Origin of the sequence: Microbacterium hydrocarbonoxydans, from assembly GCF_011752045.1 — a bacterium.
GTDB lineage: Bacteria > Actinomycetota > Actinomycetes > Actinomycetales > Microbacteriaceae > Microbacterium.
On sequence record NZ_JAAKXW010000001.1, the window covers coordinates 460537 to 486873 of the forward strand.

29 protein-coding genes are annotated in these 26337 nt (G+C 68.9%); 11 read left to right on the forward strand and 18 right to left on the reverse strand.

Annotated elements, in window-relative coordinates; translation table 11 throughout:
• Positions 1-14: 14 nt before the first annotated feature.
• From G6G98_RS02265 to G6G98_RS02280, 4 genes are read right to left on the reverse strand one after another with little or no spacing between them, the layout of a single operon-like run.
• Positions 15-1340 carry an MFS transporter gene (locus G6G98_RS02265; RefSeq protein ID WP_164233759.1) on the reverse strand — a complete coding sequence of 442 codons (1326 nt, stop codon included), beginning with the start codon at positions 1338-1340 and terminating at the stop codon, positions 15-17.
• A 39-nt stretch (positions 1341-1379) separates the two neighbouring features.
• On the reverse strand, positions 1380-1931 hold the full coding sequence (locus tag G6G98_RS02270; RefSeq protein WP_164233758.1) for a GNAT family N-acetyltransferase: 552 nt from the start codon (positions 1929-1931) through the stop codon (positions 1380-1382).
• Between the two features lie 30 nt (positions 1932-1961).
• Positions 1962-2246 carry a DUF1905 domain-containing protein gene (locus tag G6G98_RS02275; RefSeq protein WP_164233757.1) on the reverse strand — a complete coding sequence of 95 codons (285 nt, stop codon included), beginning with the start codon at positions 2244-2246 and terminating at the stop codon, positions 1962-1964.
• Positions 2247-2280: 34 nt separating this feature from the next.
• A complete protein-coding gene (locus G6G98_RS02280) occupies positions 2281-2661 on the reverse strand; it encodes a DUF1761 family protein (protein ID WP_164233756.1) in 381 nt (126 codons plus the stop codon).
• A gap of 75 nt (positions 2662-2736) precedes the next feature.
• Between G6G98_RS02280 and G6G98_RS02285 the strand changes: the two genes are divergently transcribed.
• From G6G98_RS02285 to G6G98_RS02305, 5 genes are all read left to right on the forward strand, one after another.
• Positions 2737-3372, forward strand: a complete 636-nt coding sequence (locus G6G98_RS02285; RefSeq protein WP_164233755.1) for a TetR/AcrR family transcriptional regulator — start codon at positions 2737-2739, stop codon at positions 3370-3372.
• 225 nt (positions 3373-3597) lie between these two features.
• Positions 3598-3975 (forward strand): YciI family protein, encoded by a 378-nt coding sequence (locus tag G6G98_RS02290; RefSeq protein ID WP_164233754.1) that lies wholly within the window; start codon positions 3598-3600, stop codon positions 3973-3975.
• Positions 3976-4016: 41 nt separating this feature from the next.
• On the forward strand, positions 4017-5642 hold the full coding sequence (locus G6G98_RS02295) for a bifunctional phosphatase PAP2/diacylglycerol kinase family protein (RefSeq protein ID WP_067351918.1): 1626 nt from the start codon (positions 4017-4019) through the stop codon (positions 5640-5642).
• Positions 5643-5730: 88 nt separating this feature from the next.
• Positions 5731-6576 carry a class I SAM-dependent methyltransferase gene (locus G6G98_RS02300; protein ID WP_164233753.1) on the forward strand — a complete coding sequence of 282 codons (846 nt, stop codon included), beginning with the start codon at positions 5731-5733 and terminating at the stop codon, positions 6574-6576.
• Between the two features lie 122 nt (positions 6577-6698).
• Positions 6699-7121, forward strand: a complete 423-nt coding sequence (locus tag G6G98_RS02305; RefSeq protein WP_067351913.1) for a hypothetical protein — start codon at positions 6699-6701, stop codon at positions 7119-7121.
• 52 nt (positions 7122-7173) lie between these two features.
• Here the strand turns inward: G6G98_RS02305 and G6G98_RS02310 are convergent, their stop codons facing one another.
• From G6G98_RS02310 to G6G98_RS02320, 3 genes are read right to left on the reverse strand one after another with little or no spacing between them, the layout of a single operon-like run.
• Complete coding sequence (locus G6G98_RS02310) at positions 7174-9525, reverse strand: ATP-binding cassette domain-containing protein (RefSeq protein ID WP_067351909.1); 2352 nt, start codon at positions 9523-9525, stop codon at positions 7174-7176.
• Positions 9526-9543: 18 nt separating this feature from the next.
• Positions 9544-9954 (reverse strand): VOC family protein, encoded by a 411-nt coding sequence (locus tag G6G98_RS02315; protein WP_067351906.1) that lies wholly within the window; start codon positions 9952-9954, stop codon positions 9544-9546.
• A 10-nt stretch (positions 9955-9964) separates the two neighbouring features.
• Positions 9965-10357, reverse strand: coding sequence for a helix-turn-helix transcriptional regulator (locus tag G6G98_RS02320; protein ID WP_164233953.1), 393 nt, complete (start codon positions 10355-10357; stop codon positions 9965-9967).
• A 179-nt stretch (positions 10358-10536) separates the two neighbouring features.
• On the opposite strand from G6G98_RS02320, the gene G6G98_RS02325 reads away from it, so the two are divergent.
• Entirely contained in the window at positions 10537-11130 is a 594-nt protein-coding gene (locus tag G6G98_RS02325; protein WP_164233752.1) for an HdeD family acid-resistance protein, read from the forward strand.
• 73 nt (positions 11131-11203) lie between these two features.
• Here G6G98_RS02325 and G6G98_RS02330 read toward each other — a convergent pair whose 3' ends face one another.
• Entirely contained in the window at positions 11204-11968 is a 765-nt protein-coding gene (locus G6G98_RS02330) for an SDR family oxidoreductase (protein ID WP_164233751.1), read from the reverse strand.
• Positions 11969-12091: 123 nt separating this feature from the next.
• Here G6G98_RS02330 and G6G98_RS02335 point away from each other — a divergent pair, with 123 nt between their 5' ends.
• The 4 genes from G6G98_RS02335 (at position 12092) to G6G98_RS02350 (ending at position 14762) form a co-directional block, all read left to right on the forward strand.
• Positions 12092-12565, forward strand: a complete 474-nt coding sequence (locus G6G98_RS02335; RefSeq protein ID WP_164233750.1) for an NfeD family protein — start codon at positions 12092-12094, stop codon at positions 12563-12565.
• An 8-nt stretch (positions 12566-12573) separates the two neighbouring features.
• Positions 12574-13500 (forward strand): SPFH domain-containing protein, encoded by a 927-nt coding sequence (locus G6G98_RS02340; protein WP_164233749.1) that lies wholly within the window; start codon positions 12574-12576, stop codon positions 13498-13500.
• The gene (locus G6G98_RS02345) at positions 13497-14273 is read left to right on the forward strand and encodes a glycerophosphodiester phosphodiesterase family protein (RefSeq protein WP_067351889.1); all 777 of its coding nucleotides are present in this window, start codon (positions 13497-13499) and stop codon (positions 14271-14273) included. Before G6G98_RS02340 ends, G6G98_RS02345 begins: the two co-directional genes overlap by 4 nt.
• Before the next feature lie 105 nt (positions 14274-14378).
• The gene (locus tag G6G98_RS02350; RefSeq protein WP_067351887.1) at positions 14379-14762 is read left to right on the forward strand and encodes an RNA polymerase-binding protein RbpA; all 384 of its coding nucleotides are present in this window, start codon (positions 14379-14381) and stop codon (positions 14760-14762) included.
• Here the strand turns inward: G6G98_RS02350 and lnt are convergent.
• Genes lnt through G6G98_RS02395 form a run of 9 tightly spaced genes read right to left on the reverse strand, consistent with a single transcriptional unit; the run spans position 14759 to position 24508 of the window.
• A complete protein-coding gene (gene lnt / locus G6G98_RS02355) occupies positions 14759-16315 on the reverse strand; it encodes an apolipoprotein N-acyltransferase (protein WP_164233748.1) in 1557 nt (518 codons plus the stop codon). The genes G6G98_RS02350 and lnt overlap by 4 nt on opposite strands.
• Before the next feature lie 11 nt (positions 16316-16326).
• Positions 16327-18801: a DEAD/DEAH box helicase gene (locus G6G98_RS02360; RefSeq protein ID WP_067351884.1), complete on the reverse strand. Its 2475-nt coding sequence runs from the start codon at positions 18799-18801 to the stop codon at positions 16327-16329.
• On the reverse strand, positions 18798-19556 hold the full coding sequence (gene tatC / locus G6G98_RS02365) for a twin-arginine translocase subunit TatC (protein ID WP_067351880.1): 759 nt from the start codon (positions 19554-19556) through the stop codon (positions 18798-18800). Before tatC ends, G6G98_RS02360 begins: the two co-directional genes overlap by 4 nt.
• Positions 19557-19612: 56 nt before the next feature.
• The gene (gene tatA, locus G6G98_RS02370) at positions 19613-19858 is read right to left on the reverse strand and encodes a twin-arginine translocase TatA/TatE family subunit (RefSeq protein ID WP_067351877.1); all 246 of its coding nucleotides are present in this window, start codon (positions 19856-19858) and stop codon (positions 19613-19615) included.
• A 44-nt stretch (positions 19859-19902) separates the two neighbouring features.
• A complete protein-coding gene (locus G6G98_RS02375; RefSeq protein ID WP_067351873.1) occupies positions 19903-20886 on the reverse strand; it encodes a helix-turn-helix transcriptional regulator in 984 nt (327 codons plus the stop codon).
• Entirely contained in the window at positions 20883-21872 is a 990-nt protein-coding gene (locus G6G98_RS02380) for a helix-turn-helix transcriptional regulator (RefSeq protein WP_067351870.1), read from the reverse strand. Before G6G98_RS02380 ends, G6G98_RS02375 begins: the two co-directional genes overlap by 4 nt.
• Positions 21872-22798 carry a hypothetical protein gene (locus tag G6G98_RS02385; RefSeq protein ID WP_067351866.1) on the reverse strand — a complete coding sequence of 309 codons (927 nt, stop codon included), beginning with the start codon at positions 22796-22798 and terminating at the stop codon, positions 21872-21874. The genes G6G98_RS02380 and G6G98_RS02385 overlap by 1 nt, the downstream gene beginning before the upstream one ends.
• Before the next feature lie 10 nt (positions 22799-22808).
• On the reverse strand, positions 22809-23828 hold the full coding sequence (locus tag G6G98_RS02390) for a tRNA (adenine-N1)-methyltransferase (protein ID WP_067351863.1): 1020 nt from the start codon (positions 23826-23828) through the stop codon (positions 22809-22811).
• Positions 23825-24508 carry an HAD family hydrolase gene (locus tag G6G98_RS02395; RefSeq protein WP_279587584.1) on the reverse strand — a complete coding sequence of 228 codons (684 nt, stop codon included), beginning with the start codon at positions 24506-24508 and terminating at the stop codon, positions 23825-23827. The genes G6G98_RS02390 and G6G98_RS02395 overlap by 4 nt, the downstream gene beginning before the upstream one ends.
• Before the next feature lie 92 nt (positions 24509-24600).
• Here G6G98_RS02395 and G6G98_RS02400 point away from each other — a divergent pair, with 92 nt between their 5' ends.
• A complete protein-coding gene (locus G6G98_RS02400; RefSeq protein WP_067351856.1) occupies positions 24601-25449 on the forward strand; it encodes a PAC2 family protein in 849 nt (282 codons plus the stop codon).
• A gap of 30 nt (positions 25450-25479) precedes the next feature.
• Here G6G98_RS02400 and G6G98_RS02405 read toward each other — a convergent pair whose 3' ends face one another.
• Complete coding sequence (locus G6G98_RS02405) at positions 25480-26304, reverse strand: undecaprenyl-diphosphate phosphatase (protein ID WP_067351853.1); 825 nt, start codon at positions 26302-26304, stop codon at positions 25480-25482.
• Positions 26305-26337 lie beyond the last annotated feature (33 nt).

Genomic DNA, 26337 nt, shown 5'->3' on the forward strand with positions numbered 1-26337 from the left:
CATCCTACGTGCGCTCAGCGACGACGATCCGGTTCCAGTCCCATCCGGATGCGGGTGCGCTTGCGCTCGATCACGATGAAGACGACGCCCAGCACCCACAGCGGGATCGGCATGAGGAACGCCACCCGGAACGCCTCGAACGAGTACGTCTCGGGCGTTCCCGCACCCTGAAGGTCGAGGGCGAGGCCGATGAGGAAGATCGCGATGAGGGCGGCGATGAAGCCGCCCGCGTTCGTCACACCGGTCGCCGTGCTCAGGCGGTGCGAAGGGTTGTGCGTGCGGGCGTGGTCGAAGGCGATCATGGACGCGGGGCCACCGGATGCGAGCGCGACGGCGAGCACATAGAGGAGCCAGAGCGGCGCCGGCCCGGGAAGCGCCAGAACGGCGATCCACGCGGCCATCTGGACACCCACCGCGGGGAGGACCAGGGCGAAGGACCGGCGGTACGGCATCCGCCGCGACAGATCGCCGATCACGGGGCCGAGGGCCATTCCGGCGATCACGTACACGGAGATGATGCCGGCGGCGTGGGCGGCGTCGAGTCCCTGCGCCGCGGTGAGGTACGGCATCCCCCAGAGGAGCACGAAAGCCGTGCCCGCGAACGGCGCGGTGAAATGCGACCAGAACGCGAGCCGGGTGCCGGGGTGCGCCCAGGCCGCGCGGATGCCGACACCGGTGTCGATCGCGGACGTGACGACCCGGATCACACCGGTGTCGGTGTCGATGCTGACGTCCGCGCCTCGCTCGGGCGGGTGGTTGCGGATCACGACGGCGACGAGGATCGTGAAGAGCACGCCGAGTCCGGCGACGCTCCCGAAGGTGATCGTCCAGGTCGTGGCGTGCAGGAGCGCCGCGAGCGGAACGAGGGCGATCAGCTGACCGGCCTGACCCAGGATGCCGGTGAACTGGACCATCAGCGGACCACGCTGCGCGGGGAACCAGGTCGCGACGAGCCGGAGCACCGCAGGGAAGACGGCCGCATCGCCGGCGCCGAGCAGGATGCGGGCGAAGATCGGGATGCCGATGCCGGGGGAGAGGGCCATGGTCAGCTGCCCGACCGCCATCAGGAGCATGCCGATCGTCATGATGGGCCGTGAGCCGTAGCGGTCGAGGAGCACGCCGACGGGGATCTGCATCCCGCCGTAGACCGCGAGCTGCACGACGGCGAACAGGGCGAGCGTGGAGGCGTCCGCCTGGAAGCGCTCGGCGGCGTCGACGCCGACGGCACCGAGCGAGGTGCGGTTCGTGACGGCGAGGACGTAGGCGGCGACGCCGACGGTCCAGATCAGCCATGCACGCCACCCCGGTGCGGAGACGGGGGAGTGGGACACCTGGGGCACGTCTTCCACGCTACTCCTGTGCGCTGCGCGCTCCGGCGCTCATGTCGCCGGGAGCCGGAGCCCCATCACCTGGATGCGACGGTTCGGTGTGATCTGCGCCGCGGCGTCGATGACGGTCCAGCCGAGTGACGCGTAGAGCCGCTTCGCGGGCTCGGCATCCCGATAGCAGCCGAGCAGGGCGGTGTCGTACGGCAGATCCCGGAGCACCGCCGTCATGAGGTCCCGGGCGAGGCCGGATCGGCGACGGCCTGCTGCGATCGCGAGCTCGGCGACGGAGAACTGCTGCGGACGGAGCCATTCCGCACGCGCCTCATCCGAGAGTGCGGCATCGAGGCGCCCCCACCACCAGTCGCCGGGTCCGATGCCTGTGCCGAGGACGAATCCCGCCACCGTGTCGTCCGCCATCGCCAGAAGCAGGCGGAAACGGGGCTTCTCCGCCGCGTAGCGACGGATCCGCGCGATGATCTCCGTGCGACTGTCCTCGGGGTTCTCGTCGTAGGGAGGTTCGGCGAACGCGTCGGCATAGACGTCGGCGACGGCGCGGAGCTCATCGTCGCCGCCGTCCCAGGGTCGGATGTGGGTGCCGGGCATGCATCCAGCCTCGCACGGGACCGCGGGGTTTCAGCTCAGGCGCTCAGTGAGATGGACGGTCACCTCGTCGCCGTCCGTCTTGCCGACGGTCTTGCGGATGGCTGCAGCGACGGGAAGCTTGTGCGTGCCGTCGCCGAGGGCCATGAAGGCGCCGCGGAAGGGCGCGCCGTCGACGGTTCCGGCGACCTTGACGAGTCCGCGGGTCCCGAAGACGGTGGCCGAGTCCGGCAGCTGCACGCAGGTCCAGGTGTCGCCCTCTCGTACTTTGCCGAGGGTGGCGGTGAAGGTGATGTCCAGAGGGCCGGTGTTCGGCATGTTTCTGCTCCGATCCGTTGCGATTCGTTGCGATTCAGATGAAGAGGCCGACGATGACGCCGATGAGCGTGAGCTTGACGATCCAGTCGACCAGATGGATGCCGGCGGCGGAAGGGGCTGTGTTCTCGTGCACGACGCCGCCCAGCAGCAGGATCAGCGGTATGATCACGAGGGCGAGGCCGAGGAGTCCTCCGATGAACGGGCCGTGCCAGTCGGCGGCGGCCATGAGTCCTGCGATCAGACATGAGGCGAGAAGGCTGCGCAGCAGCACCGACGCCATCTGCAGCGGGACGGAGACGCCCGGACGCGGGGTGCTGGTGCGCGTGACCAGCGCGGCGACCGGCGGGAGCGAGTAGAGCGCCGCGCTCGCGATGAACGAGACGACCGTGGCGACGGCGATGCCCAGAGCGATCATGATACCTCCTTTAGTACTACCTGGTACTGAACATAGGGCGTGCTTTTGAAACTGTCAAGTACTAAAGTGGGATCCATGACGACGACGATGCGAACGCGGGGCCGCCCGGCAGGCAGCACGGGGGAGGACCTCCTGTCGATCGCCCGCGAGGTGTTCCTCGAGCGGGGCTACGCCGGCACGTCGATGGACGAGGTCGCGCGGAGAGCGCGCATCTCCAAGGCGTCGCTGTACCGCGAGCACGCATCGAAGAGCGCCCTGTACGCCGCAGTCGTGCGGCAGTGGGCCGCGGCGGGTCGGGACGCGATGCGTCCGGGGCTGGAGCGGCTGCAGGGGAGCGCCGACCTTCGTGAGGGACTGGTCGAGCTGGCGGACACGATGCGCGCCGGCATCCTCAGCGAGCCCGTGCTCGCCATGCGGCGCCTGGTCACGGCGGAAGCGGCGACAAGGCCCGACGTCGCCGCCACCTATCTCGCGGAGAGCTGGGAGCGCAATATCGGCGATCTCGCCGAGGCGCTCGGCGGGATCGCCGCGTCCGGCCGGCTCCGGGTGGAGGACCCGGCGGCCGCGGCGGAGCAGTTCACCTGGCTCGTCGTCGGGGCTCCGCTCAATGCACGACTGCTCGGTGGTGGTTCGGAGTCGACGCCGGTCTCGCGGGCCGTCGATCTCTTCCTTGCGGCATATGCGCCGCAGGGGAGGGAAGCCCGACGGTGAGCTCCACGCCCTCGAGAGCGAAGGCCTGCTGCTTCGGCCGCAGCATCCCGGCGACGCGGGGGTGTTCCGGATCCTCTCGACCGAGCGGTCGAGCGCAAGAACACTGACGACGTCATCGGCTGCTGCATCGAGAACTCTCTGCGCTCCGTGTCGATCCGGCCCTGTCTCGTTCGACGAAGAGGTGAGAGGGTGACAGAGCGTGACCCCGAGACGAGAGGATCGATCATGACCCAGTACTTCCTGACCGTGCCGCACGACACGGCCACCGAACCGACCATGGAGTCGATGCAGGAATTCGACCCGGAGGAGCTCGCGGCCGTTCTGGCCGCCGTCGACGCCTTCAACACCGAGCTGAAGGACACGGGCGCGTTCGTGTTCGCAGGCGGGCTCAACCCGCCTTCGACCGCGAAGACCGTCGATGTCAGCACGGGGGAGACGCGCGTGCTGGACGAGCCGTTCGTCGAGGCGGACGCCTACGTGGGCGGATTCTGGGTGATCGACGCAGCGGATGAGGACGCCGCCGTGGCGTGGGCTGTGAAGGCGTCGAATGCGCTGCAGTGCCGTATCGAGGTGCGTGCCTTGCAGGAAGAGCCCGAGGTGTAAAGCCCTCGAATCGAGGGCCCAGCCCGACCTAGTGTCGAGACATGGGCCTGCTCGCACATCCGCGTATCCTGATCCGGCGCGCCAGCATCCTGCCGCGCTGGGTGCGCCGCATCGATGCCCGCGTGGCCGGCATGATCAACGGGCATCGCCATCTCCCCAGCCTCGATCGACGCCTCGCGCAGCTGTCGCACCTCGCCGATCGCAGCCGCCTCTGGCTTGCGGTCGCGTTCACACTCGTGATCCTCGGGGGAGCGGCCCGGCGCGGCGCGGTGCGCGGCATCGCGTCGCTCGTCGCGGGCAGCGCGATCGCCAACCTGATCGGGAAGCGGATCTTCGGCGGGGACAGGCCTCTGCTCAAGGACGTGCCGGTGCCCCGCCGGCTCAAATCCTTTCCGACTTCTGCTTCGTTCCCGTCGGGGCATTCCGCATCGGCCGCAGCCTTCGTGACGGGGGTCGCCCTCGAATCCCGCCGGGCAGGCCTGGCGCTCGCGCCGCTCGGAGCGGCGGTCGCATACTCGCGGCTGCACACGGGCGCCCACTGGCTCTCGGACGTCGTCGGGGGAGCGGCGCTCGGGGCAGCGGTCGCGGGCGCCGGGCGGATGCTGGTGCCGGCGCGACCGGCTCCGGCCGACGAGCCGACGGTGCCGCGGGTCGTCCTCCCGGCGCTTGCAGACGGCGGCGGTGCATCCGTGCTCATCAACCCCTCGTCGGGAATCGATCCGTTCCGGCCAGACCCGGTGGAGTTCCTCACAGAGGCGCTGCCTGGCGCCGAGCTCCACGTTCTCGACCAGGGTGACCACGTCGCCGCGATCGTTCGTGAGGCGCTCGCGTCGGACAGCCCACCCCGCGTGCTCGGGATCTGGGGAGGAGACGGCTCGGTCGCGTCCGTCGCCGACGTCGCCCGACGCGCACGGATCCCGCTCCTGGCATTCCCTGGCGGCACGTTCAACCACTTCGCACGTACAGTCGGCACCGCCACGCTCGAGCAGGGGATCGAGGCGATCCGCTCCGGGTCGGGCTGCCGTGTCGACGTGGCAGAGCTCGCCATCGACGAGAGCGAGCCGATCACCGTGCTGAACGCGGCGTCCATCGGCATCTATCCCGAATTCGTCGCAGCCAGGGAGTCGATGGAGAAGAAGCTCGGCAAGCCGCTCGCGGCACTGATCGCGGCGATTAAGGCGCTGTCTCGCGCCGAGACGATCGCCGTTCGCATCGACGGACGCCCGGCACTGGTCTGGTCGGTGGCGGTCGCCGTGGGGGAGAGCCGGTCCCCGGCCACGGTGCCGCTTCAGCGACGGCGCCTCGACGACGCTGTGCTCGACGTGCGTGTGCTGCACGCCCCGGGCCGGATGTCGCGGCTGCGGGGTCTCGTCGCACTGGCCCTCGGCATGAGATCATCCGCCGTGCTGGATCGTGTCCCCGGGCGCGGACGGCCACCGACGATCGAGGCCTTCACGGCGAGCAGCGTGCGGATCGAGGCGCGCGCAGCAGGGCAGGCGCTGACCATAGCGCACGACGGCGAGGTGACGCTGAGCGCACCGCTCGGACCGGACCACGGCGCGGCGGCGACGATCACGATCGTGCCCGGCGGTCTGGACGTGTACAGCGCGGCCTCCGAGGGAGGGGTGTCGCATGAGGGAAGAGCCTTGGTGCGGGGAAGCGCTTGATCTCAGCGTACTGACATAAGGTGCATTATCGGTGTTACTCCGGGCCGCGCGAGAGGGGCGGTTCGGGATCGATCGATAGGCTCGGCAGATGGACGGAAGCACTGTCGAGATCGACTGGGAATCGGCGCGGGCGGCGAACCTGCAGAACTGGGACGATCGCGTGCCGCTGCACCGGGACGCCTACGGCCTTGACGCGTTCGATGATCCAGCGCATCTCAGCGACGTCGTCGCACACGACCTCAAGGCGCTGACACCGTACCTGCCGTCCCGGAGCCTCCGGGGACTCGACCTCTGTCACCTCCAGTGCCACATCGGCACGGACACCCTCTCGCTGGCCCGTGCCGGCGCCACTGTCACGGGTGTCGATTTCTCGGCGTCCGCGCTGCGTGTGGCCAGGGAGCTCGCTGAGAGTCACGGCGTGCACGCCACATGGGTCGAGACCGACGTGCTGGACGCCCGTGCCGCGGTATCCGGTGACTTCGATGTCGTGTACACGAGCATCGGCACGATCACCTGGCTCGACGATCTGGATCGCTGGGCGGCGCAGGTCGCGCAGCTGCTGCGCCCCGGCGGGGTCTTCTACATCCGCGACGGGCATCCGGCTCTGTACGCGCTCGATGAGAACGCCGAGAACCTGACGACGCGATACCCGTACTTCGGCGACGGACGCGCCCAGCGCTGGGATGACGAATCGACGTACGTCGGCGCAGGAACGGTCGCCCACCCCCGCACCTATGAATGGCCGCATCCGCTGTCCGAGATCATCGGCTCGCTGCTGGGTGCGGGCCTTCGGCTGCGCCACTTCGGCGAGGGCAAGGTGCTCCCCTGGCGGTTCAGCCCGCGGATGGTCGAGGTCCCGCACGGGTTCGCGTGGCCTCAGTCGGAGCGTGATCTCATCCCGTGCACCTATACGATCCTCGCCTCCCGGGACTGAGCTGACGAACCACTCCGGGGCGGTCATGGGCAGGGCAGTCCTCCCCATGTCCGGATGCTCCGTGCGATGACGATAATCGCCACAGGAAGCGCCGATCGGGCGCTCGATCGTGGGAGGAAGACATGAAGTCCATCAAGAAGCGCCTGGTCGCCGGTCTCGGCGCAGCCCTGCTCGCCGCGAGCCTGACCGTGGCGGTGCCGGCGACCGCGAACGCCGCGACGTACTCTTCATCGTGCAAGGGCAGTCACGTCGCGACGAAGGCCATCAAGAACAGCGCGGGCACGGTCCTCGCTCGTGTGGGCGTCTACCGCGACGGCAACTACATGTGCGCGGTGCTCGTGAAGGCGGGGCCGGTGTACGGCGTTCCCACCTACACCGACCTGATGGTCAGCACGCCGCAGGATTACGGCTTCGATCAGGGCTACTTCTCCTACAAGACGGACGCGATCCGCGTCTACGCCCCCAACCATCGCGTGCTGCTGAATGCGTCGGTCACGGGGAAGAACGGCAACACGAACAACCTCTACACGTACGTCAACGGCTGATGCTCTGAACCGTCGGGCGGTCCGCTCACGCGCCGCCCGACGGCTGCCGGATTCACGCCCCGACGTACTCCGCGAGGTGCTCCCCCGTGAGCGTCGACTTCTGGGATACCAGTTCGGCCGGAGTCCCCTCGAAGACGACGCGGCCGCCGTCGTGGCCGGCACCGGGGCCGATGTCGATGAGCCAGTCGGCGTGCGCCATCACGGCCTGGTGGTGCTCGATCACGATCACGGTCTTCCCGGAATCGACCAGGCGATCCAGGAGGCTGAGGATGTTCTGCACGTCCGCGAGGTGGAGACCCGTCGTGGGCTCGTCGAGTACGTAGACGTCGCCCTTCTCCCCCATCTGGATCGCCAGCTTGATGCGCTGACGCTCGCCGCCTGACAGCGTCGACAGCGGCTGCCCCAGGGAGAGGTAGCCGAGTCCCACGTCCTCGAGACGTCCGAGGATCGCCGCCGCGGCGGGCAGCTTGGCCTCCCCTTCGGAGAAGAACGCCCTCGCCTCGGATACCGGCAGGTCGAGCACCTCTGTGATGTCCTTGCCCGCGAGCCTGTACTCGAGCACGCTCGCCTGGAAGCGCTTGCCGCCGCAGTCCTCACATGGCGTCTCGATGGTGTCCATGAAGCCGAGCTCTGTGATGATGACTCCGGCGCCCTTGCAGGTCGGGCAGGCGCCCTCGGAGTTCGCGCTGAAGAGCGCCGGCTTCACGCCGTTGGCCTTCGCGAACGCCTTGCGGATCGGCTCGAGCAGCCCCGTGTACGTGGCCGGGTTGCTGCGGCGGGATCCCTTGATCGCGCTCTGGTCGATCGACACGACGCCCTCGCGCTTCGAGACCGACCCGTGGATCAGCGAGCTCTTGCCGGAGCCCGCGACGCCGGTGACGACCGTGAGCACGCCGGTCGGGATGTCGACGTCCACGTTCTGCAGGTTGTTGGCAGTCGCTCCGCGCACCTCGATCGCCCCGGTCGCGGCGCGCACGGCGCCCTTCAGCGTCGCCCGGTCGTCGAGATGGTTCCCGGTGCGGGTGCCGCTCGTCTTGAGACCCTCCACCGTGCCCTCGAAGCAGATCTCTCCACCCGCGCTGCCCGCACCGGGACCGAGGTCGACGACATGGTCGCCGATGGCGATCGTCTCGGGCTTGTGCTCCACGACGAGGACCGTGTTGCCCTTGTCGCGCAGCTTCAGCAGCAGCCCGTTCATCCGCTGGATGTCGTGCGGGTGCAGCCCGATCGTCGGCTCGTCGAAGACGTAGGTGACGTCCGTGAGGGAGGATCCGAGGTGGCGGAGCATCTTGATCCGCTGCGCCTCTCCCCCGGACAGCGTGCCTGACGGGCGCTCCAGCGACAGGTACCCGAGGCCCAGGGTGACGAACGCGTCCAGATTGTGGCTGAGCGCTTCCAGCAGCGGCCCCGCCCCCGGAAGCGAGAGCCCGCGCACCCACTCGGCGAGGTCCGTTACCTGCATCCGGCAGGCGTCGGCGATGCTCACGCCCTCGATCTTCGACGAGCGGGCGCCCTCGGTGAGGCGGGTGCCGTCGCACTCCGGGCAGGTCGCGAACGTGGCCACGCGCTCGACGAACGCGCGGATGTGCGGTTGCAGCGCCTCGATGTCCTTCGACAGCATCGACTTGGTGATCTTCGGGATCAGGCCCTCATAGGTCATGTTGATCCCCGAGATCTTGACCTTGGTGACCTCGCCGTAGAGGAAGAGGTGCCGCTGCTTGTCCGTGAACGACGAGATCGGCTTGTCCGCCGGGTAGAACCCGGATTCCGAGAACCCCTTCACCATCCAGCCGTCGGCGGTGTACCCGGGCACCATGATCGCGCCCTCGTCGAGCGACTTCGACTCGTCGACGATCTGCGCCAGGTCGAGATCGGACACCGCTCCCCTCCCCTCGCAGCGCGGGCACATGCCGCCGAGGTAGATCGCGTCCTTGACGATCTTCTTCTCTCCGCCCGGCCCGGTCATCACGCCGCTGGCCTTCTGCGTGGGGATGTTGAAGGAGAACGCCGTCGGGCCGCCGATGTACGGCTGTCCGAGCTTGGAGAAGAGGATCCGCAGCATCGCGTTCGCGTCGGTCACCGTGCCGACGGTCGATCGGGGGTTGGCTCCGAGCCGTTCCTGATCGACGATGATCGCCGTGGTCAGCCCCTCGAGCACGTCGACATCGGGGCGCGGCACCGACGGCATGAAGCCCTGTACGAACGCGCTGTACGTCTCGTCGATCATCCGCCGGGACTCGGCCGCGATGGTGTCGAACACCAGGGAGCTCTTCCCTGAGCCGGAGACCCCCGTGAACACCGTCAGGCGACGCTTCGGGATCTCGACGCTCACGTCCTTCAGGTTGTTCTCGCGTGCTCCCTGCACGCGGATCATGTCATGGCTGTCGGCGAGGTGCTGCGGCATCCTTGTCCTCTTCTCTCCTCAGGCGCTCTGCTGGAGACGCACCATGTTGCCGGCCGGGTCTCGGAACGCGCAGTCCCGGATGCCGTACGGCTGGTCGATCGGCTCCTGGACGACGTCTGCGCCCTTGGCCTCGATCTCAGCGTAAGCGGCATCCACGTCCGGCGTCGCGAGCACGATCCCGCCGTAGCTGCCCTTCGCCATGAGCTCGAGGATGGTCGCACGCTCGGACTCGCTGATCCCCGGGTCGACCGCGGGCGGCGTGAGGACGATCGCGGTGTCGGGCTGGCCGACGGGGCCGACGGTCACCCAGCGCATCTGCTCGTAGCCGACGTCCTTGCGGACCTCGAATCCGAGGATGTCGCGGTAGAAGGCCACCGAGGCCTCGGCGTCGGTATGCGGGAGGAAACTGGCGTTGATGGAGATGTTCATGTCCCCGACGCTACCCATCGCGCCGTGCGGGCGCTTCTCGATTCCTGATCGGTCTCGTCGCCTGCTTCTCCACCCAGGACGGGATGCCGGGACCGGGCTCGGGCTTCGCCCTGTAGTCGCTGGGCGAGCGCCCGACGAGCTCGGAGAAGCGGGTGCTGAACGTGCCGAGCGACTGGAAACCCACCTGGAAGCAGACCTCCGTGACGCTGAGGTCGCCTCGCCGGAGCAGCGCCATCGCCCGCTCGATGCGGCGGGTCATCAGATACGAGTAGGGCGACTCTCCGAAGGTGTCCTTGAAGCGCCGGCTGAGGTGCCCGGCCGACATGTGCACTCCCGCGGCCAGTGCCGGCACGTCCAGCGGCTGCGCGTACTCGCGGTCGATCCGATCCCGCACCTTGCGCATCGCGGTCAGGTCGCGCAACCGCGCATCATCGACAGGAGCCACCCCTCGATCCTGCCATGACGGCTCATCTCCCTCCGTGAACCCGCGCGACGCGGTGCGGCAGGCCCTCCCCCGTTTCGCGCCAGGCGGCGCTACGCTGACAGCGTCCTCACAGGGTCCTCTCAGAAAGGGGCACATCCATGTCTGAACTGATCGCCGACGCGAAGTCGGTCTTCAAGAGCATCCGCATATCCCTCGCGGTCTCCGGCGCGCTGGCTCTGCTGGCCGGCATCGTCCTGCTCGTCTGGCCGGTGAAGTCCGCCGTGATTGTCACGGGGATCTTCGCCTCCTACCTCATCATCGCCGGACTGGTCTACATCGGTCTCGGCATCTTCTCGGGCGCCAAGGGCGGCTGGGCGCGCGTCGGACACATCCTGCTCGGCCTGCTGTACATCGTCGCAGGCGTCATCGCGTTCGCCAACCTGGGCGCCGCGGCCGCGACGCTCGCGATCGTCGTGGTCGTCTTCATCGGCATCAGCTGGATCGTCGACGGCGTCGTCTCCCTGACCCTGCTCGGCAGCGACGGCTCCCGGGTGTGGACCTTCGTCTACGCCCTCCTCAGCCTGTTCGCGGGCATCTACGTGCTCTTCAACGTGCTCGCGGCAGGCGTCGTTCTCTGGATCTTCCTCGGAGCGTCGCTCGTCGTCCTCGGCGTCGTCCAGATCGTCCGCGCCATCACGCTGGGACGGGACGCCAAGGCGGTCGCCGACGCGTTCAGAGCGGATGCCGAATAGGCGATCCTCTCGCACACGGATCGGCCCCGTCCTGCACAGCGCAGGACGGGGCCGACACGTTGCGGCTCTCAGGTCACTCCGCCGCGAAGGCGCTGACGTCTCCGACCAGGCGCGTGTTGTCCGCCGGCACGGGGTCGACGACGGCCTGAGCGACCTCGGCGGCGAACTCCGATACGTTGTAGAGCTTGCCTGCCGACTCACGGCGCTCGGCGATGGCGCCGGGGTTCGCGCGCTCGAGCAGGGTCGCGGTGATCGTGCCCTCGATCATGTCGCCGGAAACGACCGTGAAGCCGATCCCCTTCTCGGCGAGGCCAGGGATCAGCTCGCGCAGCGCATCCTCGCCCGCGCGCTTGGACAGCGCGACGGGCTCGTACTCGGGCATGGTCGGCGTCGTGCGGATGAAGTGGGCCTGGTGGCTGGTGACGAACACGACGCGGGAGCCCTCGCCCATGAGGGGCGTGGCTGCGTTCAGCACGTTCAGCTGCGCGTCACGGTTGAGGGTCAGGGCGTAGTCCTCTGCCATGCCCGACTCCATGCCGCCGGAGGCGTTCAGCACGAGAACGTCGAGGCGCCCGAACTCGGCCTTCACCGCGTCGAACATGCTCGCGACGGATGCCGGGTCGGTGAGGTCGGCGCCCACGACGAGCACGCGCCGGCCGAGCTCGCGCAGCTCGTTCGCGAGCTTCTCCGCGCGGGGCGCCTTGTTGCGGTAGTTGATGACGACGTCAGCACCTGCCTCCGCGAGGTAGCGGACGGTGTCGGCGCCGATGCCCCGCGACGAGCCGGTGACAAGGGCGACCTTGCCGTCGAGGGAACCTGCGGGAAGAACGTCGGTCACGGTGACTCCTCATGATGCGCGAATCGCCGTGATCGCACGGCTCACTCACATTACCAAGCGACCCCTTCGTCGCGCGGGGATCGCATCCTCCCTGCGTGATAGGTTGACCGCAAAGGAGGCCGCATGGACAACTTCGCAACCTTCGTGACGTTCATCGACCAATGGGCCTGGATCGGGTGGCTGGTCCTGATCGCCGTGTTCCTCGTGATCGAGATGCTGTCGCTCGACTTCACGTTCCTCATGCTGAGCTTCGGCGGCGCGGTCGGTCTCGTCACCGATCTCGTCGGGCTGCCCGTGTGGGCGCAGGTGATCGTCGCCGCCGCGGCGGCCGCCCTCTTCATCCTCTTCCTCCGGCCGCCGCTCCTGCGGCGTCTGCGGCGCGGGGAGGATCCGACCAAGTCCAACGTCGACGCGCTGATCGACCTCCGCGGCATCGCGCTGCACGAGATCACCCAGGTCTCCGGTCAGGTCAAGCTGAGCAACGGCGACACCTGGACCGCTCGCACCGCCGGCACCATGCCGATCCCGCAGGGCGCGACCGTCGCCATCAGCGAGATCAACGGCGCCACCGCCATCGTCCGTCCCGTCAACGACTAGGAGAACCAGTGGACGACTCATCGCTCATCCCGACCGCGATCGGCTGGATCCTCGCGATCGCCGTCCTCATCTTCGTGGTGGTGACCATCGCCCGGTCCATCCGCATCATCCCGCAGGCCACGGCCGGCGTGGTGGAGCGTCTCGGGCGGTACCACAAGACCCTCATGCCCGGTCTGAACATCCTCGTGCCGTTCATCGACCGGCTGCGCCCGCTCATCGACATGCGCGAGCAGGTCGTGTCGTTCCCGCCGCAGCCGGTGATCACCGAGGACAACCTCGTCGTCTCCATCGACACGGTCGTCTACTTCCAGGTGACGGATGCTCGCGCCGCGACCTATGAGATCGCCAACTACCTCGGGGCGGTCGAGCAGCTCACCACGACCACGCTCCGCAACGTGGTCGGCGGCCTGAACCTCGAGGAGGCGCTCACCAGCCGCGACAACATCAACGGCCAGCTGCGCGTCGTCCTCGACGAGGCGACCGGCAAGTGGGGCATCCGCGTCGGCCGCGTCGAGCTGAAGGCGATCGACCCGCCCGTCTCCATCCAGGACTCGATGGAGAAGCAGATGCGCGCCGAGCGCGACCGTCGCGCGGCGATCCTCACGGCCGAGGGCTCGAAGCAGTCGCAGATCCTCGAGGCCGAGGGGCAGCGCCAGGCGGCGATCCTCCAGGCCGAGGGCGACAAGCAGGCCGCGGTGCTCCGGGCGCAGGGTGAGGCCGAGGCGATCCAGAACGTCTTCAGTGCCATCCACCAGGGGCAGCCGGACGACAAGCTCCTCGCCTACCAGTACCTGCAGATGCTCCCGAAGATCAGCGAGAGCCAGTCGAGCAAGCTGTGGATCATCCCCAGCGAGCTCACGGAGGCGCTCAAGGGAATCGGCAGCGCGTTCACGCCGAAGCCGGGGCAGACACCGAACAGCACTCCTGGCGCGTGACGCACCCGTACTTCGACACGGCACGGCACCCTCGGGTCCTCGCTCACCGCGGTCTGGTGACCGCAGCGGGCGAGGACTCCGGTGTCTGGGAGAATTCGGCCGCCGCGTTCGCGGCCGCCCACGCCGCCGGGGTCGAGTACATCGAGACCGACTGCCGTGTCACCGCCGACGGCGACGTGGTGCTGTTCCACGACGACACGCTGACACGCCTGACCGGTGACTCTCGCCGCGTCTCCGCGGTGCGCACCAGGGAGTTGCGGGAGATGTTCTCCGCGCACGGCGGGCTGCTGACCGCCGCGGAGGCCCTCGACGCCTTCCCCGGCATCCGCTTCAACATCGATGTGAAGACGGATGCCGCGGCCGGCCCGCTGGGCGCCATCGTGGCGCCGTACGCCGAGCGGGTGCTCGTCACGAGCTTCTCCGACACCCGCCGCCGCACGGCACTGGCCTCCGCCCTCGGCGCGGGCGCCGAGGTGCGTCCTGCCACGTCGGGCGGCAGCGGCACCATCGCCTCGCTCCGCGCGCTCTCGGCCGCCCGCCTCTCCCCCGCCCGCGCCCTCCGGGGGATCGACGCGGTGCAGATCCCCGAATTCCAGGGCCGCCTGCGCGTCCTCACACCCGCCCTCCTCCGCGCCGCCCAGCGCCATGGCGTCGAGGTTCACGTCTGGACGGTGAACGACCCCGCGGACATGACCCGCCTGATCGGGGCGGGCGTCGACGGCATCGTGTCGGACCGTGCCGACCTCGCCCTGACGACCCTCGCGCGCGATTGACCCTTCGCGCTGGGATTCCGCTGTGAATCCTGCCTGGATTCCCCCTCCTCGGATGAAGCGCACAGGCTCGAGCGTTATACCTGACAGCGACGAGAGGACCACACAATGGCAGATCGCAGCCTGCGCGGCATCCGACTCGGCGCCCAGAGCCTACAGAGCGAAGAGGGCGTCGTTTTCATGGAGCGCCGTGAGACCACCTACACCTGTGACGCATGCGGCCACGTCACGAACCTCATGTTCGCGGCGGACGCCGAGCCGCCGCAGACCTGGGAGTGCCGTGCCTGTGGCGCGGACGCCCGCCTGAACGTCGACGGCCAGGCCGTGACGCTCGACACCAGCGATGAGAAGGCCGCCCGCACCCACTGGGACATGCTGATGGAGCGCCGCACGCGCGCCGAGCTCGAGGAGCTCCTGGAGGAGCGCCTCGCCTACATCCGCAGCCGCCGGGGTGCCGGCGAGGACCCCACCCGCGAGAAGATCGGCGCCTAAGGCCGACGACGGGCGCGCCACCACCCGACGATCAGCGCGCCCAGCCCGCCCCACAGCAGCAGCTGCTGCAGCCAGGGGCCGACGACGACACCCGCCGTGAGGCCGGAACGCAGCTCGACATCCTTGAGCAGCGCTCCGGCCTCATCCGCGTCCAGCCGGCTGACCGTCGACCCGTCGGCGCGGATGATCTGACTGGTGCCGACGGTCGAGACGTTGACCACGCTGCGGCCGGTCTCGATGGCGCGCATCCGCGCGAACGCGAGCTGCTGCAGGTTCTCGTCCGTGCCTCGGAAGTCCGCGTTGTTCGTCTGGAACACGAGCACCTGGGCCCCGTCGGCGATGCCGGCGGAGATCACGTCGTCGTAGATCACGTCGAAGCAGATCGCGAGGCCGATCGGCACGCCGTCGACCTCGACCGTCGGCGAGTTCGAGCCCGGCGTGTAGTCACGCTGCAGCAGTCCGATGAGGTCCGGGGCGAGCGCGTTGTAGAACGCGCGATCGGGCACGTACTCGCCGAACGGCACCGGATGCCGCTTGTCGTGGATCTGGCCGGCCTCGTCGTCGGCTGTCCACAGCATCGAGGTGTTGTAGAAGCGGTCATCCCTGGCGGTCGCGGCGTTCGCGAGCAGTGGCGCCCCGATGCGCGCGGAGACGAGGCTCATCCGGCGCGCGATGGTTTCGTACTCGAAGGGATCCGCGTCCAGGGAGCCCTCCGGCCACACCAGCAGGTCCACGTCCTCGCCGTACAGCGGCTCGGTCGCATCGGTCTGCGCCTGGATCACCGCGAACGGCTCCCGTTCGTCGAAGTAGCCCGTCGGGCCGTTGCCCTGCACGGCGGCGATCCGCATGGAACCGGTCGACGACGTCGGGAAGAGCGGCGTGAACAGCAGCACCACGACGACGACCGCCGGTGCGGCGAGGGCAGCCGGGCGGACCCACGCCCGGAGCCGCACGATCTCGCCGATCATCGCCACCAAGAGGACCATGAGGAAGCTCAGGCCGCTGATACCCACCCAGGACGAGAGATGGGCCAGCGGACTCTCCGCCTGAGTCATGCCGAGTCGCGCCCAGGGGAAGCCGCCGTACGGCCAGGAGCCGACGAAGAGCTCGCGACCCACCCAGAGGGCGGCGACGACGGCGGGCAGCCCCAGCAGTCTGCCTGCGCGTCCCGGGAAGGCGCGTGGCATCCACCGGTACGCGAGGGCGATCGGGACCGCCGCCAGCGCCGTGAGTCCGCCTTCGACGACGCTCAGCGCCGCCCACGGGACCGGACCGAGATAACGGGCCGTGAAGGACACCAGTAGACCGAAGAACGGGATGCCGTAGACGGCGCCCACCAGCAGCGCTCCCCCCACCCGGCGGCCGTTGAGCGCCAGAAGCAGAAGGGCGGTCGCGGGGAACGCAAGCCCCCAGATCCCGGTGTCCGGGTAGGCGAGATCCATCAGCAGCGCCGCGCCGCCGGCTGCCAGGACGGCGGCCCAGAGCGGCAGCGGGGCGCGTGGAAGCGGTGGGAGCACGCGCCGTGGGCGTGGGCGCGCAGGAGAATCACGCATCGCCGTCATGCTCACATCGACGAGTAGGCGACGATGCCGCGGCGGACGCCGTCGAGTGCGGTGCGCGCGGTGCGGGCGATCGCGGCATCCTCGGCCACGATGGACAGCTGGTCGAGAAGGTCGATGGTCTGCTTCGCCCAGCGGACGAAGTCCCCCGCGGCCATGTCCGCATCGATGAGGACGCGATCGAGCGTGCCCCCGCGGGCCCAGGAGTGCATCGCACCGGCCAGGCCGGCGGCGAGCGGCTCGCTGCCCGGAAGATGATGCTCCTTCTCGAGGTCGTCGAGCTCTGCCCACAGCGATGCGGTCTTCTCGTACGCGGCCCGGAACGCGCCGCGAGGCAGGCCGCGCTCCCCCGAGTTCGATTCGTCCCTCCGCGGCTCGTAGACGAGACAGCAGGCCATCGCGGCCAGCGAGGGGGCGTCCAGCCCCTTCCAGAGGCCCTGCCGGAGGGACTCGGCGACGAGCAGGTCGCGTTCACCGTAGATGCGGCGCATCGTCCGGCCGGCATCCGTCAGCCTGGTCTCGCCGTCTTCCCGCGTCAGGTAGTCGAGGGTCTCCAGAACCTCGACGACCCTGTCGAAGACGCGTGCGACCGTGCCGGTGCGGTTCTCGATCTGCCGGCGCGTGCGATCGGTCTCGCGCTTGAGCTTCCAGTAGCGCTCGGCCCACCGCGCATGCGACTCCCGGTCGGGGCAGCGATGGCAGCCGTGCCGCTGCATCCGGTTCCGCAGGGACTGGATCTTCTTCAGCCGCTTCTCGCGCGTCGCGCGCGGCGCATGCGAATCCTGGCGGTTCTTCTTCTCCAGGTCGCTGAGCTCGCGGCGGATGGCCGAGTAGTCGGCGAAGTCTCCGTGGTCGCACGCCATCGACTTCTGGTAGCCCGCCAGGGACTCCTCCGCCTCGCGAACCTGCCTGGCGAGCCCGACGACCGAACGATCCGCCTGGAACTGCGCGAACGACGACTCGAGGATCTGCCGCGCCCGCGCCTTCCCGAACAGGTCGATGAGGTTCACCGCCATGTTGTAGGTGGGACGGAAGCTCGAGTTCAGCGGGTAGGTCCGTCGCGAGGCGAGCGCGGCGACCGCCTGCGGATCCATGCCCTCCGTCCACTGCACGACCGCGTGGCCCTCGACGTCGATGCCGCGCCGTCCCGCACGCCCGGTGAGCTGCGTGTACTCGCCGGAGGTGATCGCGACCCTGGCCTCGCCGTTGAACTTCTCCATCTTCTCGAGCACGACCGTCCGCGCCGGCATGTTGATGCCGAGAGCGAGGGTCTCGGTGGCGAACACCACCTTGACGAGCTTGCGCTGGAAGAGCTCCTCCACGACCTCCTTGAAAGCGGGCAGGAGGCCGGCGTGGTGCGCCGCGACCCCGCGCTCGAGGTTCTCCAGCCACTCCCAGTAGCCGAGCACGGCGAGGTCCTCGTCCTGGAGGCTCCGAGTGCGGTTCTCGACGATCGCGCGGATCTCCTGACGCTCCTCGGCGGAGGTCAGCCGGAGCCCGGAGCGGCGGATCTGCTGCACGGCGGCGTCGCAGCCGACGCGGCTGAAGATGAAGAAGATCGCCGGCAGGAGATTCGCCTGCTCGAGCAGGTGGACGACGTCCGGGCGGTCCATGCGCTCGATGCGGCGCACGTTGGCGGAGCGGACAGGTCGTCGCCCTCCCCGCGGCGGGCGCTGTGCCTGACGGCCGGCGTGGCGGTTGCTGCGGTACGCCTGCGCCTCGCGGTTGCTGTCGTAGCTCGAGCCGGTGAACGACCGGATGCGCATGAGCTCCTGGTTCACCCTCGAGGTGGCGAGACCGGCACGGTCGTCGAACAGGGGCAGCAGGTCGTCACGGACGAGGACGTGCTGCTCAAGGGGCACCGGACGCGTCTCGGACACGATCACCTCGGTGTCGCCGCGGACGGTGTCCAGCCAGTCGCCGAACTCCTCGGCGTTCGAGACCGTGGCGCTGAGAGACACGAGCCGCACGTGCTGCGGGAGGTGGATGATCACCTCTTCCCAGACGGCGCCGCGGAAGCGGTCGGCGAGGTAGTGCACCTCGTCCATCACCACGTAGCGGAGGTCGCGGAGCGCCGCGGAATCCGCGTAGATCATGTTCCGGAGCACCTCGGTCGTCATGACCACGATGCGTGCTCCGCCGTTGATGTTCGTGTCGCCGGTGAGGAGTCCCACCTGGTCGGGGCCGTACACGTCGACGAGTTCGCGGAACTTCTGGTTCGAGAGCGCCTTCATCGGCGTCGTGTAGAAGGCCTTGTCGCTCGGCGTCTGCATCGCGAGATGGATGGCGAACTCGCCGACGATCGTCTTGCCTGCACCGGTCGGCGCGGCGACGAGCACGCTGTTCCCCCGCTCCAGTGCGTGACAGCCGGCGACCTGGAACGGGTCGAGGTCGAATCTCTGCCGTGCGGCGAACGCGGCGGTCTCCGGATGCTCGGCGGCGTCCCTGGCTGCGGCGTACCTCTCGGACGGAGAGCTCATGCGGTTTCCGGCAGGAGCCCCGCCGCGGCGTCCTTCTTCCGCTTGCGCCGGTCGAACAGGAGGGACAGACCCGCGGCGGCGAAGAACAGCACGATGAGGATGCCGGCGAGCATCAGCATGCTCACCACGTCGGCGGCCGGCGTGGCCAGCGCGGCGAAGACGGTGGCGATCAGAACGGCGATGCGCCAGCCCTTGAGGATCGCACGGCCGGACATGATGCCCGCGATGTTGAGGGCGACGAGGAAGACCGGAAGGACGAAGGAGACGCCGATCACGATCATCAGCTTGAAGACGAAGTCGTAGTACTCCTGCGCCTTGTAGAAGTTCGTGCCGCCTTCCGGCGTGAAGCCCCACATCAGCTCGATCACATGCGGCATGATGACCATGCCGAGATAGCAGCCGGCGAAGAAGAGCGGCACGGCGGCGGCGACGAACCCGATCGTGTACCTGACCTCTTTGCGGGTGAGGCCGGGCATGATGAAGGCCCAGATCTGCCAGAGCCATACCGGTGCGGAGATGAAGAGGCCGATGGAGAAGGCGATCCGCATGCGCAGATCGAACGCCGACGTCACCGACTCGAAGTTCAGCGCGCTGAAGTCATCCCCGCGCTTCTCCGTGATGATCCGGATGGGCTCGGTGATGAAGTGGATGACGGGGTCGGCGACGATGAACGCGACGACCATGCCCACAAGCAGCGCGAGCGCGGCGAGCATCAGTCGCTTGCGGAGTTCGACAAGATGAGCGCCGAGCGACATCCGCCGATCCCGACCCGGCTTCACATCTGAGGTCGGTTCGATGGGTCCCACGGCCGTCAGGTGCGGGGCGGATTCTCAGAATCGGTGCCCGCATCCTTCGCCGTGGTGGGCTCGGCGGCGACCGACGGAGTGGTCGAGGGCGCCGTGGCGTCCTCCTCCTTCATCGCCTTCATCTCACCCTTGAACACGCGGGCGGACTGGCCGACGCTCTTGGCGAGGGCGGGCAGCTTCGCGGCACCGAACAGAAGAAGGATCACCGCGAGGACGATCAGCAGGTGCCAGCCTTGCATTCCAGCAAACATCTCAAATATCCCGTCTTCTTTGGGTGGTGTCTGAAGTCTACAGCTCAATCGGCGGAGCCGGGGCTGCGATAGAGAGCGAGTCCCGCCGCGGCCCACTCCCGGGTGGCGGCTCGCGCGACACTCGGCTCGAGCACTTCCAGCGCACCGCCGAAGCGCGCGGCGATCCGCTTGATCCCGCGCGGGTCCGCCATGTGCAGGCGGGCGGTCACCACGCCGTCCGCGGTCGACACGTCGTCCGGGGAGAGGAAGGCGCCGAGCAGCGGAGCCAGGCGCTCGGGCACGCGGACGCCGACCTCGCAGTCGTCCGCGATGGTCGAGAAGGCCTCGGGCACCTGATCGCCACGATGGGTGATCGGGATGTCGGTCAGCTGCGGAGCGCTCACGCGATCCAGGTGGAACGTGCGCATCGCCTGGCGCAGATGGCACCAGCCCTGCAGGTACCACTGGGCGTTCGTGATGAGGATCTGCACCGGGTCGACGGTCCGGGTGGTCGGCTCGGCATCCGGCGCCTGATAGGTGAAGGACACCGCGACCCCCTCCTGGACGCCGCGGGCGACGACCTCGCGCACCTCATCGACCGCGCTCGGCGCGACGACCACCTCAGCCGGGGCATCCGCCGCGCCCCGGGAGAGCTTGGAGATGAGTCCGGCGACGAGTCCGGAGTCGGAGACGGCGGGCACGGCGGCCACCATCTGGAGACCGGCGAGGAGGGCGGCGGCCTCACGGGCCGTGAACCGCGGCACCCGGCGGAGGGCGACGTCGTTGGTGATCTCGATCACGTCCTCCTCGTCGAGGAGGTCCCAGTTGATGTCGAACATCTCCTGCGGCTGCTGCCAGTACCCGGAATCGCCGGGAAGGCCGATCACGGTGAGCTTCTCGACCATCGAGCGCATCTCCTCGGGCGTGACGCCGAACTCGGACGCGGCCTCTGCGAGGGACACCTGGCCGTGCTCGAGGAGATACGGCACGAGCGTGAGGTAGAGCCTCACGCGGTCGGCGGCGAGCAGGGGCTTGGGCTGGGCGCTCATCGCTGCTCCTCCCCGTTGGCATCGACCACCGCGCGCAGACGGGCGATGACTGCCTCGCGCAGCGGCTCGGGTTCCACGACCCGCACCTCCGGACCATAGGAGGCGAGCTCGTCGGCGAGGATGTGGAGGTCCACGAAAGGCACCCTGATCCCCTGGGTCGCCGGAGTCGCCCGGCGGCCCAGGCGCAGTGCGGCCTCGGTGCCGGGCGTGACCTCGAGAAGGGCCGAGTTGGCTGCGGCGACCCGATCCAGACCGGCGAGAGCGCGCTCCCCCGCTCCTTCGCGGAGCTCGGGATCGAATGCGGTGGCGGTTACCCGCACGTCCCCGACGATGCGGCTGAGGAGGAACATCCTGTCCTCCTCCACGTCCACGTCGATACCGAAGACGTGCCAGCGCGCCTCGTAGTCCACCAGCGCGAGAGGGCGGATCGTCCGTCTGCGTGGTGCGTCCTCCCCCGGCTTCAGGTAATCGAAGACGACGACTCTGCTCTTCTCGATCGCGTCCTGCAGGGGCGAGAAGGCGGCGTCCTGAGCGGTGATCCGCGGCGCGAAGCCGATGATCGGCTCGTCGCCGTCGATCCCGAGAGCACGGATCTTGCGCACGCCGGCCTGTGCGTCCCGAGAGGCCGATTCGGCGCTCCACACGCTCCCCGCGAGCTGCAGGACGGCGAGCTCGGCCGGGCTGAAGGCGATGTCCGCGGGCAGGTCGTATTCCGCCTGCGGAATACGGTAGCGGGCCTCGCGGAGATCATTGGGGTCCGCCGGGTCGCCGATGGTCTCCACGGGCACGCCGAGCGAGCGGAGCTCTTCCTTGTCCCGCTCGAACATCTTCTCGAGAGCATCCGTGCGGACTCCGGCATCCGCACGCTGGCGGTAGCCCGACACGTTGTCGAGGATCTGCTGCTTGGTGAGCCCGATCTCCGTGGCCATCAGCGCCACGACGAGATTCGTCAGGCGCTCCTCCGCGGGAATCCGGGCAGCGGCCATCACCGGGCGGTCACTGCTCCCAGGATGTCGACGACGTAGGCGGCCGCGGGCACGCCGTCGGCCTCGGGAGTGACCACGAGGATCTGCGAGCCGACCGGCTTGCCGATCAGCGCCTCGGCGACGGCCGGAGCCGTGGTGGCGAGATCCATGCTCGGGTTCGCGCCCCAGGTGGAGGTGATCTCCTTCTTGTCGTCCCAGCCCACCACGGTGAGGTTCACGATCGGGGTCTGGGTCTCCCCCACCGGCTCTCCCTCGCCCTTGATCAGCGTCTGCACGACCTGCTCGGTCGGCGCCGCGCCGTCGGGGATGATCACACCGGGGGTGCCGTCGGCTGCGCGAACGACAGTCGGCACGTTGCGCGCGTCGTTGAACTGCAGTGCTCCCTCGGCCTTCGAGAGGAAGACATCCAGGATGTCGACGACGAAGATGACCGTGTCGTCGGGGTCCACACCGAGCGCGGCCTGCGACTGCTCGCCGAAGTCCTCGGGGGTGAGCGCCGCGACGACGCGGGATCCCTCGGTGGCGCACGGGAGGACGGTGGCGAGCCCGGGCGACTGCGTGGCCCACGACGCGATGTTCGACAGGCTGCCGTTCTCCTCGTCGTAGGACGTCGCGAAGATCTTCTCGCCGGTCTTCCCGCTGTAGATGGAGAGCTCGGCGGTCATCAGCTGCGTGTCCGACACGAGCGGTCGGCCTTCGCCGACGATCGCGTCCGTGAACGACGTGCTCTTGAAGTGAACGGGGGCGAAGACGTCGACGTCCGGCTCACTGCCGAGGTCGCCCTCGATGGTGACGGCATCCGCGACGCCGTGCGCGTCAGCGGTGCGATCGCACGATGCTCCGCCGAAGGTCGGAGCCGCCGTGCATCCGGTCAGAGCGAGGACGGCGAGGCTGAGAGTGGCCAGAACGGCGGACGTTTTACGCACGCGCTCCAGTCTATTCCGTCGTCGAGTCCGATTCGCGCGATGCGGTCGCCAAGCGCGCCCCCTCCGCCGCCCTGGCCGCCTCCCGGGCGCGCTTGCGCAGGTTCTTGTCCGTGATCTCGCGGTCTCCGACGGCGCCCGGGGTCCAGAGCTCCACGTCCTCATCGCCGTAGCTGCTCTTGGAGGCACGGCGCTTCACTGACGGAGCGACCGCTCCCGGAGCCAGACGGCGCGCGGTGAGCAGGAAGCCGGTGTGTGCGACCATGCGGTGGTCGGGACGGACGGCGAGACCCTCGACGTGCCAGCCGCGGACCATCGTCTCGGAGGCATCCGGGTCGGTGAACAGCCCCGTGCCGCGGATGTACTCGGCGACGCGGGAGAGCTGCGTGGCGGTGGCCACGTAGCAGAGCACCACGCCTCCTGGCGTGAGCGCCTCGGCGACGACGTCCATGCACTCCCAGGGCGCGAGCATGTCCAGCACGACGCGGTCGACGGTGCCGGGCTCGAACTGCGCGGGCAGCTCCTCGGCGAGATCGCCGACGACGACGCTCCACGTGTCGGGGGTCGCGCCGAAGAAAGTCTCCACGTTGCCCCGTGCGACCTCTGCGAAATCGTCCCGGCGCTCGAAGGAGACGAGGCGGCCCGCGGGGCCGATCGCGCGCAGCAGCGAGAGCGAGAGCGCGCCCGAGCCGACACCGGCCTCGACGACGACGGCTCCGGGGAAGATGTCGGCCTGCATGACGATCTGCGCGGCGTCCTTCGGGTAGACGATGGCTGCCCCGCGTGGCATCGACATGGCGAAGTCTCGCAGGAGCGGGCGCAGGGCGAGGTAGTCGTGACCGGAGCTGTTGGCGACGACTGACCCGTCAGGAAGTCCGATGAGGTCGCGGTGGAACAGAACGCCGTGATGCGTGTGGAGCTCGCCGTCCTCACGGAGGGTGACGGTGTGCAGACGTCCCTTCGGACCCGTCAGCTGCACCCGGTCGCCTTCCCGGAACGGGCCGCTCGGCCGCTGTGCGCTGGTGTGGGTCATCGGGAGGCTCCTGTCATGGACGTCATGCGGTCGAAGAGGTCGACCAGGTCGGCGGCGCCCCTGTCGGCGAGCGTCGGCCACAGCTCATGGGCGCCGACGTGGTCGAGGGCGACGATGTGCGGCACGCCGAGGACGACGGCGCCGGAGGCGATCCCCGCGCGCAGGCCGGTCGGGGAGTCCTCGAGCACGACGGCATCCGCGATGTCGACGCCCAGCAGCGCAGCGGCCTGCAGATACGGCTCCGGGTGCGGCTTGGCGTTCTCGACGTCATCGCCGGCGACGACCACGTCGAAGGCCTCGAAGTCGATGAGATCCACGACGCCGAGCGCCATCCGGCGCAGCGACATCGTCACCAGGCCGGTGCGGATGCCTGCGCCCTTGAGGTCGAGCAGCAGCTCGCGGGCACCAGGGCGGAACGGGACGCCGTGGGTGCGCAGAGACTCCTGCACGGCATCCGTGAGGTGCGAGACGATGGTCTCGGCGTCCATGTCGACGCCGGCGTTCTGCAGGATGATCGCGCTGTCGATCAGGCCGTTCCCGACCAGCTGCAGTGCGTCCTCGTGGGTCCAGGTGCCGCCGTGGGACTCGACCAGCGCCGTCTCCGCCGCCATCCAGTAGGGCTCGGTGTCGACGAGGGTTCCGTCCATGTCCCAAAGGACCGCGCTGGGCTGTCTGCTCACTGGACCATGTTAGCCGTGGCGCCGCCCGCGCCTCGTCCGCGCGGACTAGCCTGGTGGGATACCGATCCGGCAACCCGAAGGGAGCACACACGATGGATGTTCTCGGTTCGCGCATCATCGTCGCCGCCTTCGACGGCTGGAACGATGCAGGCGAGGCTGCGAGCGGCGCGATCTCCGTGCTCCGCCAGATGACCGACTACGACCTGGTTCACTCGATCGATCCCGAGCTGTACTTCGACTACCAGTACACCCGTCCCGCCACGAAGATGGACGCTGAGGGGAGGCGCCAGCTCACCTGGCCCGAGGCGGGTCTGTGGCGTCCGCGGGACCCTGGGCCGGGCCCGGAGATCTGGCTTCTCACCGGAGTGGAGCCCGCGCGCACCTGGCAGGCGTTCGCCTCCGAGTTCATCGACGTCGCGCTGCGCGACGACGTCACCGGTCTCGTGACGCTCGGCGCGATGCTCTCCGACGTCCCGCACACGCGACCGATCTCGATCTTCGCGTCCAGCCAGAACGAGGCCGTGCGCGAGGCTCATGGCCTGGAGCGCTCGCTCTACGAAGGACCGGTCGGCATCCTCAGCGTGTTCGAGCACTTCGCCGAGGGCGCCGGCATCCCCACCGCGAGCCTGTGGGCCAGCGTGCCGCACTATGTGGCCTCCGCCACACCATCCCCCAAGGTGACGCTCGCGCTGCTCGACCGGCTCGAGGAGCTCACCGGCGTGGACGCGCCCCGTGACCAGCTGCGCACCGAGGCCGCCGCGTGGGAGGCCTCGATCGACGCCGCAGCGGCGGATGACGAGGACATGACGGAGTACATCCGGCAGCTGGAGCGCACCAGGGACACCTGGGACTCGCCCGAGGCCTCCGGAGACGCGATCGCCCAGGCGTTCGAGCGGTATCTGCGCCGTCGCGGCGACGAGCCCGGGGACCGCAAGCGCTGAGCGCCGGGTCCAGGCCGCCTCGGCAGATCGTCAGGCGGGGATCACTCCGGTGCCGAGCAGCACCAGGAGAGCCGTGCCCAGCAGGATGCGGTAGATCACGAAGGGCAGGAAGCTGCGCTTCGAGATCCAGTTCATGAAGAACGCGATCACGCCGAGCGCGACCACGAAGGCGATGCCGGTGGCGGCGAGCGTGTCGCCGAAGGAGAAGAACGCCGGCTCGTCCCAGCTCTTGAACACCTGGTAGAAACCGCTCCCGAACACGGCCGGAATGGCCAGCAGGAAGGCGTAGCGCGCCGCCGCGGCCCGCTCGTAGCCGAGGAAGAGCCCCATCGTGATCGTGCCGCCCGAGCGGGAGACGCCGGGGATGAGGGCCAGCGCCTGCGCGAAGCCGTAGGCGACGCCGTGCGGGTACGTGAGGTCGTCGAGCCTGCGTCGCTTCGCACCGACGTGGTCTGCGATGCCGAGCAGGATTCCGAACACGATGAGCATGATCGCGACGATCCACATCGACCGCAGCACGGTCTCGATCTGGTCCTGGAAGAGCAGCCCGAGGACGACGATCGGGATGCTGCCGATGATGATCATCCAGCCCATCCGCGCGTCGGGATCGTTGCGCGGCGCCTTGCCCGTGAGCGAGCGGAACCACTGCGTGATGATCCGCACGATGTCACGCCAGAAGAACACGACGACCGCGGCCTCCGTGCCGATCTGGGTGATGGCGGTGAAGGCCGCACCGGGGTCCTCCCCCGACGGCAGGAACGTGCCGAGGATGCGCAGGTGCGCGCTGGAGGAGATGGGCAGGAACTCGGTGAGTCCCTGGACGATGCCGAGGATGAGCGCTTCGAGCAGGTGCATGGAGGGCTTTCTGATTCAGGACGCAGATGCGGG